Raw genomic sequence first — 13,401 nt, forward strand, 5'->3', positions numbered from 1 at the left:
AGGGCGACCGTTATGGCTGGCTAGGCGACGCGGCGATAAGCCTGGTCGCGCCGCGGCCACGCGGATCGGACACCGCTTGTGTGCCATCCTGATTAAGCAGGATCAGTTGGATATCGCCTAAGTCCCAGTTTGGCGTATGCAACGAATAACCGCGGGCGGTTAATTCAGCTTGTACCGGTTCAGCCAGAGCTTGCACACTTTCCATCCGGATCTGATCTTTTGGCAGCAGCTGGTGGTGAAAGCGGGGTGCGGCGACAGCTTGTTCTGCTGTCATGTTAAAGTCATACAAATTATTCATCACCTGAAAAATACTGGTAAAAATCGTCGAGCCACCCGGCGTACCGATCACCAGCTCCGGTTGATTATCTTTCAACACTATAGTCGGTGTCATCGAAGACAGCATACGTTTACCCGGTGCTATGGCGTTAGCATCGCTGCCGACCACGCCAAAAGCATTAGGCACACCTGGCTTGGCAGAAAAGTCATCCATTTCGTTATTCAATAAAAAACCAGCACCGCTGACTACCACACCACTGCCATAATCCAGATTCAGGGTGTAGGTATTGGAGACGGCATTGCCGGCATGATCAACAATCGAAAAGTGCGTAGTTTGCTCTGATTCCAGACCTGGTTTAATGGTCTCAGTGGCCGATATAGCTTTGGGATTGATCTCCTGGGCCCGCCGGGCCAGGTAGTCAGGCGCCAGCAATTTTTGGCTCGGCACCTCGGTAAAGGCCGGATCGCCCAGATAGTCGGCCCGATCGGCAAACACCCGTTTCGCAATCTCAGCCATCAGGTGTACATACTGGGCGGAGTTGTGTGCAACATCTTGAAAATGTTGTTGATTCAGCTCTTTGAGCGTCAGTAACTGCTGTAAGGCAATTCCGCCTGAACTGGGGGGCGGTGCGGTGATAAGCTGGCGGTCACGCCAGCGCGTTACCAGAGGGGTACGCCAGACTGCTTGATAGGCAGCCAGATCGGCCATTGAGATCAAGCCACCACCACGCTGCATTTCGGCAACAATCAACTCAGCGGTTTTGCCCTGATAAAAGTCGCTGGGGCCCTCGGCAGCCAGGCGTTTTAACGTCGCGGCCAGCTCAGCTTGCACAAAGCGTTCACCCGGCTGCATCTTGCCAAAGTAAGCAACAAAATTGGTTTTACCGGCAAAGCGTTGCAGCATATCGCCTTCATAAAGATAGGCTTTATCTGGCACAATAAAACCCTGCTCAGCCAATTGGATCGCTGGCGCCAGCAATTCCGGCCAGCTCTTACTGCCAAATAATTGATGTAATTGCCACATGCCCATTACCGTGCCCGGCACGCCGGACGCCTGATGGCCAATTAAACTGAGGTTTTCAATCACCTCACCTTCAGCGTTCAGGTACATATCGCGGTGTGCTCTGGCCGGAGCCGTTTCCCGGTAATCCAGGAAATAGGCCTTGCCATTAAACCATAAAGTCAGAAAGCCACCGCCGCCCAGGTTACCTGCCTCCGGATAGGTGACTGCCAGGGTAAAGGCTGTGGCAACAGCGGCATCGACCGCATTACCACCCTGGCGCAAGATTTCAGCCGCCACTTGCGCACCATACTGATCCGGGCTGGCCACGGCAGCGGTGAGCTGCTGTGTTTTGGCTGTCGCGTTAAGGTTAAGACTTGCCAGAATAAGGCAACTAATCAGACTGATTTGACGCAATAGCATAGGCTGAGACCGGCGAGTTAACGATAAACTAAACCTTAGCATCAGCCGCATGGAAAAGAAACAATGAAAAAAAGGCGCCACAGAGAGGGGCGCCAAGCGTCAGGTTTACGCAGTACGTATAACAACAGGCCCCAGTCTAACGTGCTGCTGCTGCGACGCCTTGATCCAACGCAATAAAAGCACCATCAGCCGGAATAAGTTGCTCTGCGTCTGATAATGTCTTACAACAATCAGTAACCTTTTATATCCGGAGTCGAATTATGAAACCTCAATCTTTGTTAGCAGCGCTTTGTCTCGTCCCAGCTCTGTCTTTTGCGGCTGCACCATCCGGTATTGTGATCCACGGTGGTGCCGGTACCATTAACAAAGCTCAGCTGACAGATACCCAACGTCAGGCGTATGAAGCAACCCTTAAGCATGCTGCGGAACAGGGTTATGCCGTGTTGCAACAAGGTGGTAGCAGCCTGGATGCGGTAACTCGCGCCGTAATGATTCTGGAGGACTCGCCGCTGTTTAATGCCGGCAAGGGCGCGGTTTATACCTATGATGAAAGCCATGAATTGGATGCTTCTATTATGCAGGGGCAAGACCGGCAAGCCGGCGCCGTTGCCGGTGTTAGTACCATCAAAAACCCAATCTTGCTGGCACGGGCAGTGATGGAGCAATCCGAGCATGTGATGCTCGCCGGTGCCGGCGCTGAGGCCTTTGCCGATACCCTTCAGCTGGAGCGGGTTCCCAACAGCTATTACAACACTGAATTTCGCTATGAGGCATTAAAACGCGCGAAACAAGCACTGCAACCACAGCCACATCAGGCAGCCATTCCTTTTGACCCTGCCTGGCGTATGGGCACCGTTGGCGCTGTGGCGATTGATAAGACCGGTAATCTGGCCGCCGCGACCTCAACAGGTGGCATGACCGCCAAGCGCTATGGCCGGATTGGCGATGCCCCGGTAATTGGTGCCGGTAATTTTGCCGACAACCAAAGTTGTGCGGTCTCCGCTACCGGCCATGGTGAGTATTTTATCCGTTATCAGGTTGCTTCAGATATCTGCGCCAGAGTGAAGTATCAAGGCAAAACGGCCAGTGCAGCGGCAACGGAAGTGATGGCTGAGCTGGCACAAGTCGGTGGCACGGGTGGCGTAATTGTAGTGGATCCGCAAGGGCGCTTAAGCTGGGCCTTTAATACCGAGGGTATGTACCGGGCGATGTTGGGCGATACGACACCACTTAAAGTTGAGATTTTTCAAGCCGAATAACGCGTGAATAGCAGGCAAAACGGCGTTTCATCGTCTAACCTTAACTAAGCGGTAGCTGGAAGTCCGGTGTAACAGGATTGCGGCAACCGCACCTTGTATTAAGAAGATAAGGGGGACGCATGGACTTACTAAAAGTTGCCGACTATATGAATCGTCATCCGGTGACCTTTGATGCTGAAATGCCAGTGGAAATGGCGGTGGATCGGCTGATTAAAGGCCGGCAAACCGGTGGCCCGGTGATTGATGCGCAGCGCAAAATTATTGGTTTTATCTCGGAGCAGGATTGCCTAGCACGGATGCTGATGTCGACTTATCATGACCAGCAGGCCGCGCGGGTCAGTGATGTGATGCGGACCGAGGTGCTGACGGTAAAAGAGTACGACGGCATTATCGATCTGGCGCAAACCATGTTAAAAGCCAAACCCAAGCTCTACCCGGTGGTTGATGATAACGGTCATCTGCTGGGGATTATTACCCGCTCTGATGTGTTAGGTGCCATAGATAAAGAACTACACTCGCACTATAGCAAAGCGGGTTAGCGTATAACTGGCTAGCGGTAAAGCGAAGCATGACGCAAGAAAGCTGGCGCTAAGGCTGCAGTAGCGTTGCACTCCTAACCCCTAACTTGATAGCATTGCGCCCTCTGAAAGCTGAGGGCGCTAACTTGTCTGTCGAAACACCATCCACTGTCTCCACCTTGTCGGCCCAAATCGGTCAGTGTCTGCTGCAAGATCAATTCCGGCTGCGCCGTAAACTGGCCCAGCTAAAACAGCTGTCACCAGAGCAAGCTGCGGCGCAACTGAGCAAACTTGAGGCGCAAATTGCCCAGTCCTCTGCGCTACGTGCTGCCAGGCTCTCTGCCATGCCGACGTTAAGCTATCCGGCTGAGCTGCCGGTGGTGGCGAAAAAAGATGAAATTAAAGCCGCCATTGCCGCGCATCAGGTGGTGATTATTGCCGGCGAAACCGGCTCCGGTAAAACCACGCAAATTCCGAAAATCTGTCTGGAACTGGGGCGGGGTGTGGCAGGCACTATTGGCCATACTCAGCCCAGGCGTTTGGCGGCGCGCAGTGTTTGTGCCCGCCTGGCGGAAGAGCTGCAATGTCAGGTTGGCCAGCAAATTGGTTATAAAATTCGCTTTGGTGATCATACTAATCAGCAAACGCTGGTCAAATTGATGACCGACGGTATCTTGCTAACCGAAATGCAGCAAGACCGCTTTTTAAACCAATACGACACCATCATTATCGATGAAGCGCACGAGCGCAGCCTGAATATCGACTTTCTGCTGGGCTACTTAAAACAGTTATTACCACGTCGGCCGGATCTGAAGCTGATTATTACCTCGGCCACCATCGATCCCGAGCGTTTTTCGCGGCATTTTTTCGATGCGCCCATTATTGAAGTTTCAGGCCGCACCTATCCGGTTGAAGTGCGTTACCGGCCCTTTACCGAGCAGGATGATAAAGATGGCGACCAGCTGCAGGGTATTTTTGACGCGGTAGAAGAGCTGTATCGTGAGCCGCCGGGCGATATTTTGATTTTCTTAAACGGTGAGCGGGAAATTCGTGATACCGCCGATGCGCTGGAAAAACTAAAGCTGCCACATACCGAAGTGTTACCCTTATATGCGCGCTTAAGTGCAGCAGAGCAAAACCGCATTTTTCAGACGCATGCCGGGCGGCGGATTATTTTATCGACCAACGTCGCCGAAACCTCGCTTACCGTGCCGGGTATTCGCTATGTGATCGATCCGGGCACGGCGCGCATTTCGCGATATAGCTATCGCTCCAAGGTACAGCAACTGCCGATCGAAGCCATTAGTCAGGCCAGTGCCAATCAGCGCAAAGGCCGCTGCGGCCGGGTGGCGGCGGGGATCTGTATCCGGCTTTACAGCGAAGAGGATTTTTTAGGCCGGCCGGAGTTTACCGATCCGGAAATTCTGCGCACTAACCTGGCGTCAGTCATTATGCAGATGCTGGCACTGGGACTGGGTGATATCGAAGCCTTTCCATTTTTGCAAAAACCAGACAGCCGTTTTGTTAACGACGGTATCAAGCTACTGGAAGAGCTGGGCGCGATCCCACAGCAACGTAGCAAGCAACAGCTCAGTTTAACGCCATTAGGCAAAACGCTGGCGCGTTTACCGATCGACCCCAGGTTGGCGCGGATGGTGCTGGCAGCAAGCGAGCAGGGCGCCTTACAGCAAGTATTGGTGATTGTTGCTGCCTTATCCATTCAGGATCCGCGCGAGCGGCCGCTGGATAAGCAACAAAAAGCCGATGAGCTGCATGGCCGCTTTGCGGATCCGGATTCTGATTTTAGCAGCTGGTTAAAGCTTTGGGATTACCTGCAACAACAGCAGGAGGCGCTGAGCAATAACCAGTTTCGCCGGCTGTGTAAGCAAGAGCTGCTAAATTACTTACGGGTACGGGAGTGGCAAGATCTGGTGGCGCAGCTGACTCAGGTCGCGCAGGAGCAACAACTTAGCTTTAACGCCAATTCGCCAGGCTATCAGGCTATTCACAGCGCCATTTTAACCGGCTTGCTGGGGCAAATCGGCAGTAAAGACAGCGATGCCGACTATCTGGGACCACGGCAAACCCGCTTTTATGTGTTTCCCGGCAGCCATCTGTTTAAACGTAAACCGAAATGGATTATGGCGGCCGAATGGGTTGAAACCAGCCGCTTGTATGCGCGTACAGTAGCGAAAATTGAACCGGAATGGATTGAGCCGTTAGCGGCGCATCTGGTGAATCGCAGCTACAGTGAACCGCATTGGGAAAAGAAAAAAGGCGCTGTGGTGGCTTATGAACAGGTCGCGCTGTACGGCGTGATTATCGTGGGTAAAAGACCGGTGCTGTATAGCCGGATTGACGAGGCGGTATCACACCAGCTGTTTATCCGGGAAGCCCTGGTCAATGGCGAACTGGGCTTAAATGAAGCCTTTTTAAGTTATAACCAGCAACAAATCAGTAAGGTGCAGGAGCTGGAAGAAAAATCCCGCCGCCGCGATATCCTGGTAGACGAAGATGCGCTGGCCGCGTTTTACGCCGAACGTATACCGCAGTGGGCGAATAACCGTATCGACTTTAACAAATGGTGGAAAAAAGCCCGCCAGACGCAGCCAGCGTTACTGAATTTTGACCCTGAGCTGCTGTATCAGCGCGATGCCTCTGATATCAGTGCCGAGCGCTTCCCTGAAAGCTGGCGCCAGGGCAATTTAACGCTGCCGCTGGAGTATCATTTTGCCCCCGGTGAGCCGGATGATGGTGTCAGCGTGTTGATCCCATTGGCATTATTAAACCAGGTCGAAGAGCAGGGTTTTGACTGGCAGATCCCGGCGCTGCGCCATGAGCTATTAGTGGCGCTGATTAAATCGCTGCCTAAGCAATACCGACGCAACTTTGTCCCGGCGCCGAATTATGCTGATGCCTTAATGCAAAGCCTGACACCCTTTAGCGAGCCACTGCTCACTGCGATTAGCAGCAAGTTAAAGCGGATGTCAGGCATAACTATCCCCGACGATGCCTGGCAGTTAACAGAGCTGCCGGCGTACCTAAAAATAAATTTTAAAATTGTCGATGAGCGTAAGCTGGTGGCGCAGGGGCGCTCTCTGGCGCTACTGAAACAGCAATTACAGGGCGCAGTGCAGCAAAGCCTCAGTGAAGTGGCTGAGCAGGGTATTGAGCAGGAGCAATTGACCGAATGGAGTTTTGGCGAGCTGCCCAAAGAGTATATTAAGCTGCAGGCCGGCTTTGAAATTAAAGCCTTTCCGGCGCTGGTGGACGCCGGTCAGAGCGTTGCCATTAAGCTGATGGATAATCCACTGCGGGCAGAGCAGGAGAATATTAAGGGGTTGCGCCGCTTAGTGCTGCTGAATGTGCCCTCACCGGTGAAATATCTGCAGGAGTCGTTACCGAACAAAGCCAAGCTCGGCCTGTACTTTAACCCCTTTGGTAAGGTGCTGGAGCTGATCGATGATTGTATCGCCGCCGCAACAGATGCCTTGATCCGCCAGCAATTACCGGTGCAGGACAAAACCGCCTTTGAGCGGTTACGCGAAACGCTACGCGCTGAGCTGAATGAGCGGGTACGGCAGATTGCGCTACAGGTCGAGCAAATTTTAACCGTCTATCACGACATTCAAAAACGCTTAAAAGGTAAGGTGGATCTGGCACATTTTCAGGCGCAGGCCGATATTAAACAGCAGTTAGAGCAGCTGATTTTTAAAGGCTTTGTCAGTCAACATGGTGCCTCAAGGCTGGATGATCTGAAGCGCTATCTGCAGGCGATGTTAAAGCGGCTGGAAAAACTCCCGGTCGATCCGAACCGCGACCGTTTATTGATGCACGAGTATCAGAAGGCTGAACAGGCTTATCAGAATTTACTCGGTAAATATGCCGGTCAGGCCATTCCGGAGCCGGTGAGTCAGATCCGCTGGATGCTGGAAGAGCTCAAGGTGTCACAGCATGCGCAGCAGCTCGGTACCCCTTATCCGATTTCGGTAAAGCGTATTTTGCATGCGGTGCAGGAGCTTAAATAATAAACTTGCGTCGTTGCCACAGCTTGCTAAGATGATGCAAAGCGTAGCGAAGGAGTTGTATATGCCACATAGGACTGATAACCGCCACTTTTACCGTATGATGGTTAATGCCGAGGTAAAGGTGATGATCAATGACCCTGAGGCGGCCCGGGTAATAGATGGGATTTGCCGCGATCTTAGCGCCTCAGGAATGGCGGTGGAAATCGATGAACCACTGGAAATGGGCACCCTGGTCAGGATCCGGTTAGAGTCGCCGGATGCCAGTGTCGCGCCGCTGGATGCGACCGCCAAGGTGATGCGTTGCAGTCAGGAAAGTGAAGACTGCTATCAGTTGGGCCTGGCATTCCTCGATCTGAATTAGCCAAAGCCCATAGCATGTTTACCGGCTGCCCAGAGTGGGCAGCCCGATGTTTTAATAAATCTTACAGATCAAGCCTTTCAGATAGTAACCTTCAGGGTAGAAACTGGCGACCGGATGATCGCTGTCTTGCTGCAAGCGTTCAATAAACAAGCAATCACGTTTCGCGTCCAGCGCCGCATCTGCCACCACTTTCTGGAATAAGCTTTCTTCCATCAAACCCGAGCAAGAAAAGGTAAACAGCAAGCCACCTGGCTTCACCAGTTGCATCGCTACCCGGTTAATATCCTTGTAGCCGCGACAGGCACTGTTAAGCTGGGCTTTATTCTCTGCAAATTTTGGCGGGTCCAGCACCACGATGTCAAAGGTCTTGCCTTGCTCCTGATATTGGCGCAGCAGTTTAAACACATCGGCCTTTTGATTGCTCAGTCTGCTTAGATCTAACTGATTGAGTTCGGCATTGCGTGCCGCAGTGTGCAGTGCCAGCTCAGACAGATCGACGTTGGTCACCTGTTTGGCGCCGCCCATTAAGGCCGCCACACCAAAGGTGCCGGTATAGCTAAAGCAATTTAAAATCTCCGCGTCCCTGGCAAAACGGCGCAGCGCCGCCCGGTTTACCCGCTGATCCAGATAAAAACCGGTTTTATGGCCGTTAACTACATCAACGACCAAGGTCATACCGTGCTCTTTAATCAACACCTCACCACTGTCACGTGGTAAATGTCGCCAGCCGGTTACCAGCGGCAGACCTTCTTTTTTGCGCACATCCACATCAGAGCGCTCATAAATACTATGCTCCGGAAACACCTCAAGCAGTGCGGCCACTATTTGTTTACGTTTGGCATCGGCACCGGCAGAGAGTAGCTGCACTACTAACACATCCTGATATTTATCAATAGTAATGCCTGGCAGACCATCCGATTCAGCCGCCACGACCCGCAGCCCATTCGTCTCTTCAGTATTAAACAAGCTCTGCCGCAGTTGCCAGGCGCGCTGAAGACGTTGTTTAAAAAACGCCTGATCAATCTGTTCGTGTTGCTGAAAGCTCCAGATCCGGGCACGTATTTGCGACGCCGGCGAGTAAGCAGCCCAGGCCAGCCACTCGCCCTTACTACTGACGACAGCAACGGTATCGCCACGATTCGGCGTGTTATGCACTTTGGCAATGGCGTTAGAGAAAATCCACGGGTGTTTGCGGTTAAGGGCTTTTTCACGGCCCTCGGCCAGGATCACCGCCGGTATGCTGCTATTATTCATATCTGGTAGGTCGCTATGCTAGACTAAAGACCGCATTTTAGAGAAGACACAGCGAAAGCTAAAGCAAAATCGGCAAGTGGCCGCCGCTTTCGCCGCACTGCCAATATAGGAATCTTATGGCGAACTCACTCCCTGCCACCATGCAAGCGGTAACTGTTGTTGAGCCGGGTAAACACAGCAGCTTAAGCTGGCAAACCAGTGCGCTGCCGCAACTGGCTGGCGGCGAGTTGTTACTCAAGGTCGCAGCCTTTGGCATTAACCGCGCTGATTTAATGCAGCGCCAGGGGCTATATCCGCCACCGGCTGCAGACAGCCCGGTTTTGGGACTAGAAGCGGCAGGTACCGTAGTAGCAGTCGCAGATCACAGCTTAGCCGGTTGGCTTGGACAACAGGTATTTGGCCTGGTGAATGGCGGTGGTTACGCCGAGTATGTCCGGATCCCGGCGGCGCAAGCTATGCCTGTCCCCCGGGGTTGGACATTCGAGCAGGCGGCCGCTACCGCTGAAACTTTTCTTACTGCCTATCAGCTATTGTTTATGCTCGGCGCAGCTGATGCCGGACAACGGGTGTTGATCCATGCCGGCGCCAGTGGCGTGGGCACCAGCGCAATCCAATTGGCAAAGGCCCGTGGCTTGCAGGTCGCCGTGACCGTAGGCACTGAAGAAAAAGCGACGTTCTGCCAGCAGTTAGGCGCCGATCTTAGTATCAATTACCGACAACAGGATTTTGCAGAGGTGTTAAGCACAGCCTGGCCTGAAGGGATTGATCTGGTATTGGATCCGGTGGCGGGCAGTTATCTGAACGCCGAAGCTACGTTATTGGCGATGGATGGCAAAATTATTATCTATGCCATGATGGGGGGGCGAAAAATACCCGAGTTTGACCTGAGTTTGTTGTTTAAAAAACGTGGCCAGCTGCTATGCTCAACGCTACGCAATCGTAGCGCAGCCTATAAAGCGCAGTTAACTCACTTATTTAGCACTGATTTTGCTGCCATGCTGGCTGAAGGAAAGATCAAACCGGTGTTAACCGGCGTATATAAACCGGAGCAGTTGGAGCAAGCACATCAGTTGCTTGCCAGTAATCAGACTGTGGGTAAGTTAGTTGTGAGTTTTATCGAGTAACCCGGTTCTATCGAGCCACTATGGAATTAAGCTGAGGAAAGACGTCAGGATGCCACCAAGTTTTGGAAAAGCGGCTTATGCCAAAGTTATTCAACGGCTGGTTGAGCGTATTTATAACCAAAGTCCGTTACAGGATTCGTTATATGAGCAGGCGGTGCAGTGGTTTGCTGAAAAAGCACTGCGCGATCAGAAGTCGGCCGAATTAGAGCAGCAATTATTTTTATTTGAAAGCCGGCATCAACAAGCAAAAAAGGGCGAACAGGCAGCGATTGCGCGTAATCTGAAGCAGGCCGAAGATCAACATAAGACCTTTAGTGAGGACCTCGAAGAGAGCCGGTTTCTGCGCTACAACGAATTGTTCTTACTGTGCCGTGATATTTTATCAATCTGTCAGGGTGAGAGCTTTAGCGATACCAACAGCTACTCCGCCAAGATGCTCGGCACCATCCAGTTAATCTGCCCAACCCGTGGGCGCAATATCGCCAAAGAAAATCAGAAAGCCCGCCATCTGTACAAAGCGGTATTAAGTTTACGCCTGTTAGACCGGCTGGTGATTGATGGCCTGATTGACCACCCCTTTATTCTCGAGCGTTATGAGGAAGGTAAAGCCATTCCTTATAACGATGAAACGGAATACCACCCTTACCGTGACGATGTACACGTGCCCGTGCTGATGGCTGCCTTGTTGCAGGATATCGGGCGTTGTCACCCAAGCTGTCAGGCGATCTTAAAAGGCCCGGACGGCTCCTATGATGAATTCAGGGAATTGGATGCCGAAGAGCGCAACACTTTTTTGCAAACCAGTTATACTGAGGCGCTGAACTATGTCCAGGATGCCTTAACCACAGGGCGCTATTTGGGACGTAGTAAAGAGGAGCGCGACCGTTTTGTCCAGGGCGAAATTGAAAAGCGTGAATTGATCCAGTTACTGCTGAAACAGGCCGTCAGACCGCAGGATGTAATGGGCAGTATTCTGCGTATCCCACAGATTTATACCGGTATGATTTTATCTACCCGGCAGAGCTATAACTACGAAGATTTGCCGAAAGCGGCGCTGTTACTGGAAAAAACCGCAGAGCAGGGCAAACTGAGTAAAAATGCGGTGGCGGCTTTTCTGCGTATCGTCGGCATGTTTCCACAAGGCTATGGAATTACCTATATCCCGAAAGACTCGGATGGTAATGATATGGAGCGTTATGAGTACGCCATTGTCACCGGCCTTTATCCGCCGGATTTTCGAAAAGCCATCTGCCGGATTGTTACCTACAGCCTGACCTATCAGGCGTCGGCGCGTGGCTGTGTGGTGAGCCCGGATAATAATTTGTATTTTCCGCAGGCGCGTCGGAAACTGGAAATTGTACCGGAGGAACGCTTGCTGGATATTTTGCGTAAGCTTGTCTACAACTTTGAGGAGCGGATGGCATCGCCATTATTACCGCGTTGCTGGCATCCGGATGATTACTTCCTGAATCAAAAGAACCAGAATCTGTGGAACAAGGCGGAAATGGTGCAAAACTAACCAGATGCTGCCTGCAACAGGCTCAACAACTTACTCAGCTGTTGGGCTTTTTCTTTGTGCCGCCGCACGCTCCAGCAGACTTTGACTGTCCTGGGCCGTGGCTTGGTCGGCAGCGTCCGGCGCAGCTTTAATGTCTTTACTTTCAGGCTCTGCAGTCGCGGTGTCAGGCGTCACAATAGTGTGTGGTGTCTCAACTGCTGCAATGTCAGCGCTGTCGCTGGGCGCTAGCGGCGTAGTCGTTGTCTCTACAGTTGTCGCAGCCGCCGCGGTAGTAATGTCACTAGCTACGTTGTCTGCAGCATCGTCCACAGGACCTGCCTCTGCAGTGTGTTGGCTGGTGTTGCTGGTTGCGGGCTCGTCCAGCATTTGCTCTTTCACCAGTTGCTCATCAACCCGCGGGTCCAGTGCTGCAGCTAGCGGTGATGACACGAGATCGCCAGAGGCGAGCTGGTAATCTGACGGTTGTTGCTGAGCTAGCAAGCGTTTGACCATTTTTTGGTTGTAGTTTACCTGTGTCAGACGCAAAAACAGGATCAGGCAGCAAATGGCCATATAGCCATACAACATGGCGTTACCGAGCATTTGCATAATAAAGGATGCCACCAACGGCCCCAGGGTGGCACCGATGCCAAAGGTCAGCAGGATGGTCGCCGACAGGGCCACCCGTTCCGGTTGTTCGATATTCTGATTAGCCAGTGCTGTGGCCAGTGGATACAGCGTAAAGGCCAGAATGCCAAAGCAAAAGGTGGCGATCAGCAGTGCCAGGCCTTTAAGTGGTAGCAGTGCGATCACTAACACTAAAATGCCGAGCAGGGCACTGTTAAAGCGTAACAAACGGCTACGTGGAATACGGTCCGATAGTTTACCCATCGGCCACTGGGCTAATAAACCTGCCAGAATAGTAGCCGACATAAAGCTGGCAACCTCGGCTGTACCCATGCCATTACTGGCGGCAAAGGCGGGCGCCAGCCCATAAAAAGAGCCGGAAATCCCGCCAGCGATCAAAATCGTGGTCAGGGATTGCGGCACCTTGCGCCAGAACGGCAAAATTTTCAGCGGCGCTGGGTGCATAGGCTGTGGGTGGATGCGGCGGGTTAGTGCTATTGGCACGATGCAAAGTGCGTAACAAATGCCAATCAATAACAGCGGTTGCAGTCCCAGCTCAGGGAAGAACGACAGTACGGTTTGCCCGGCCACCATCCCCATATAGGAGACAATCATATAACCGGCAAAGACACTGCCACGCTGGCTGCTATCGGCCTGCTCGTTTAACCAGCTTTCCAGCACCATATACATACACATCATGCCGGTGCCGACGATTAACCTGAGTAACAACCAGATACTGAGCACATCGGTTAAGGCATGGCACAGCGCTGACGCCGTTACAATGCCGGCGCTGGCAACAAAGGTACGGATATGACCAACCCGGGCAATCAGCTTATGACCGACTTTCGAGCCGACGACCAGCCCGAAGTAGTAAGCCGACATCATGCCACCGATCCATAGTTGTTCGACACCATCCCGGCTTAAAGATAATGCCAGGTAGGTAGTTAACAAACCTGATCCCAGCACCATAATCAGGGTGCTGGAGAACAGTGACGAAAAACTGCGAAACGGTGAGGCCATCCTAAGCTCCTGT

The 13,401-nt window shown here is 52.5% G+C and carries 9 protein-coding genes; 6 read left to right on the top strand and 3 right to left on the bottom strand.

The genetic code is table 11. The annotated features are described in order from the left end of the window. Positions 1 to 10 precede the first annotated feature (10 nt). Positions 11 to 1,699, bottom strand: a complete 1,689-nt coding sequence (ggt, locus tag AEST_RS08325; protein ID WP_008608402.1) for a gamma-glutamyltransferase — start codon at positions 1,697 to 1,699, stop codon at positions 11 to 13. A 260-nt stretch (positions 1,700 to 1,959) separates the two neighbouring features. Between ggt and AEST_RS08330 the strand changes: the two genes are divergently transcribed. The 4 genes from AEST_RS08330 (at position 1,960) to AEST_RS08345 (ending at position 7,865) form a co-directional block, all read left to right on the top strand. Beyond that, complete coding sequence (locus AEST_RS08330) at positions 1,960 to 2,958, top strand: isoaspartyl peptidase/L-asparaginase family protein (protein ID WP_008608403.1); 999 nt, start codon at positions 1,960 to 1,962, stop codon at positions 2,956 to 2,958. A gap of 119 nt (positions 2,959 to 3,077) precedes the next feature. Further along, positions 3,078 to 3,497, top strand: coding sequence for a CBS domain-containing protein (locus tag AEST_RS08335; protein ID WP_008608405.1), 420 nt, complete (start codon positions 3,078 to 3,080; stop codon positions 3,495 to 3,497). Between the two features lie 125 nt (positions 3,498 to 3,622). Then, positions 3,623 to 7,504 carry an ATP-dependent RNA helicase HrpA gene (hrpA, locus tag AEST_RS08340; protein WP_008608407.1) on the top strand — a complete coding sequence of 1,294 codons (3,882 nt, stop codon included), beginning with the start codon at positions 3,623 to 3,625 and terminating at the stop codon, positions 7,502 to 7,504. A gap of 61 nt (positions 7,505 to 7,565) precedes the next feature. Beyond that, entirely contained in the window at positions 7,566 to 7,865 is a 300-nt protein-coding gene (locus AEST_RS08345; RefSeq protein ID WP_008608410.1) for a PilZ domain-containing protein, read from the top strand. 51 nt (positions 7,866 to 7,916) lie between these two features. Here the strand turns inward: AEST_RS08345 and AEST_RS08350 are convergent, their stop codons facing one another. Beyond that, on the bottom strand, positions 7,917 to 9,119 hold the full coding sequence (locus tag AEST_RS08350; protein ID WP_008608411.1) for a class I SAM-dependent rRNA methyltransferase: 1,203 nt from the start codon (positions 9,117 to 9,119) through the stop codon (positions 7,917 to 7,919). A 116-nt stretch (positions 9,120 to 9,235) separates the two neighbouring features. Here AEST_RS08350 and AEST_RS08355 point away from each other — a divergent pair, with 116 nt between their 5' ends. Beyond that, positions 9,236 to 10,243 carry an NAD(P)H-quinone oxidoreductase gene (locus AEST_RS08355; RefSeq protein WP_008608414.1) on the top strand — a complete coding sequence of 336 codons (1,008 nt, stop codon included), beginning with the start codon at positions 9,236 to 9,238 and terminating at the stop codon, positions 10,241 to 10,243. A 49-nt stretch (positions 10,244 to 10,292) separates the two neighbouring features. Further along, positions 10,293 to 11,762, top strand: coding sequence for a hypothetical protein (locus AEST_RS08360; protein WP_008608415.1), 1,470 nt, complete (start codon positions 10,293 to 10,295; stop codon positions 11,760 to 11,762). Between the two features lie 30 nt (positions 11,763 to 11,792). Here AEST_RS08360 and AEST_RS08365 read toward each other — a convergent pair whose 3' ends face one another. Continuing rightward, entirely contained in the window at positions 11,793 to 13,388 is a 1,596-nt protein-coding gene (locus AEST_RS08365) for an MFS transporter (protein WP_008608416.1), read from the bottom strand. Between the last annotated feature and the right edge of the window lie 13 nt (positions 13,389 to 13,401).

The sequence above is a fragment of the Alishewanella aestuarii B11 genome, from assembly GCF_000280055.1.
Taxonomy (GTDB): Bacteria; Pseudomonadota; Gammaproteobacteria; order Enterobacterales; family Alteromonadaceae; genus Alishewanella; species Alishewanella aestuarii.

Coding starts and splice junctions, on each gene's coding strand:
- AEST_RS08365 (WP_008608416.1), bottom strand. CDS start 13,388: ATGGCCTCACCGTTTCGCAGTTTTTCGTCACTGTTCTCCAGCACCCTG.
- AEST_RS08355 (WP_008608414.1), top strand. CDS start 9,236: ATGGCGAACTCACTCCCTGCCACCATGCAAGCGGTAACTGTTGTTGAG.
- AEST_RS08345 (WP_008608410.1), top strand. CDS start 7,566: ATGCCACATAGGACTGATAACCGCCACTTTTACCGTATGATGGTTAAT.
- AEST_RS08360 (WP_008608415.1), top strand. CDS start 10,293: ATGCCACCAAGTTTTGGAAAAGCGGCTTATGCCAAAGTTATTCAACGG.
- AEST_RS08350 (WP_008608411.1), bottom strand. CDS start 9,119: ATGAATAATAGCAGCATACCGGCGGTGATCCTGGCCGAGGGCCGTGAA.
- AEST_RS08330 (WP_008608403.1), top strand. CDS start 1,960: ATGAAACCTCAATCTTTGTTAGCAGCGCTTTGTCTCGTCCCAGCTCTG.
- AEST_RS08335 (WP_008608405.1), top strand. CDS start 3,078: ATGGACTTACTAAAAGTTGCCGACTATATGAATCGTCATCCGGTGACC.
- ggt (WP_008608402.1), bottom strand. CDS start 1,699: ATGCTATTGCGTCAAATCAGTCTGATTAGTTGCCTTATTCTGGCAAGT.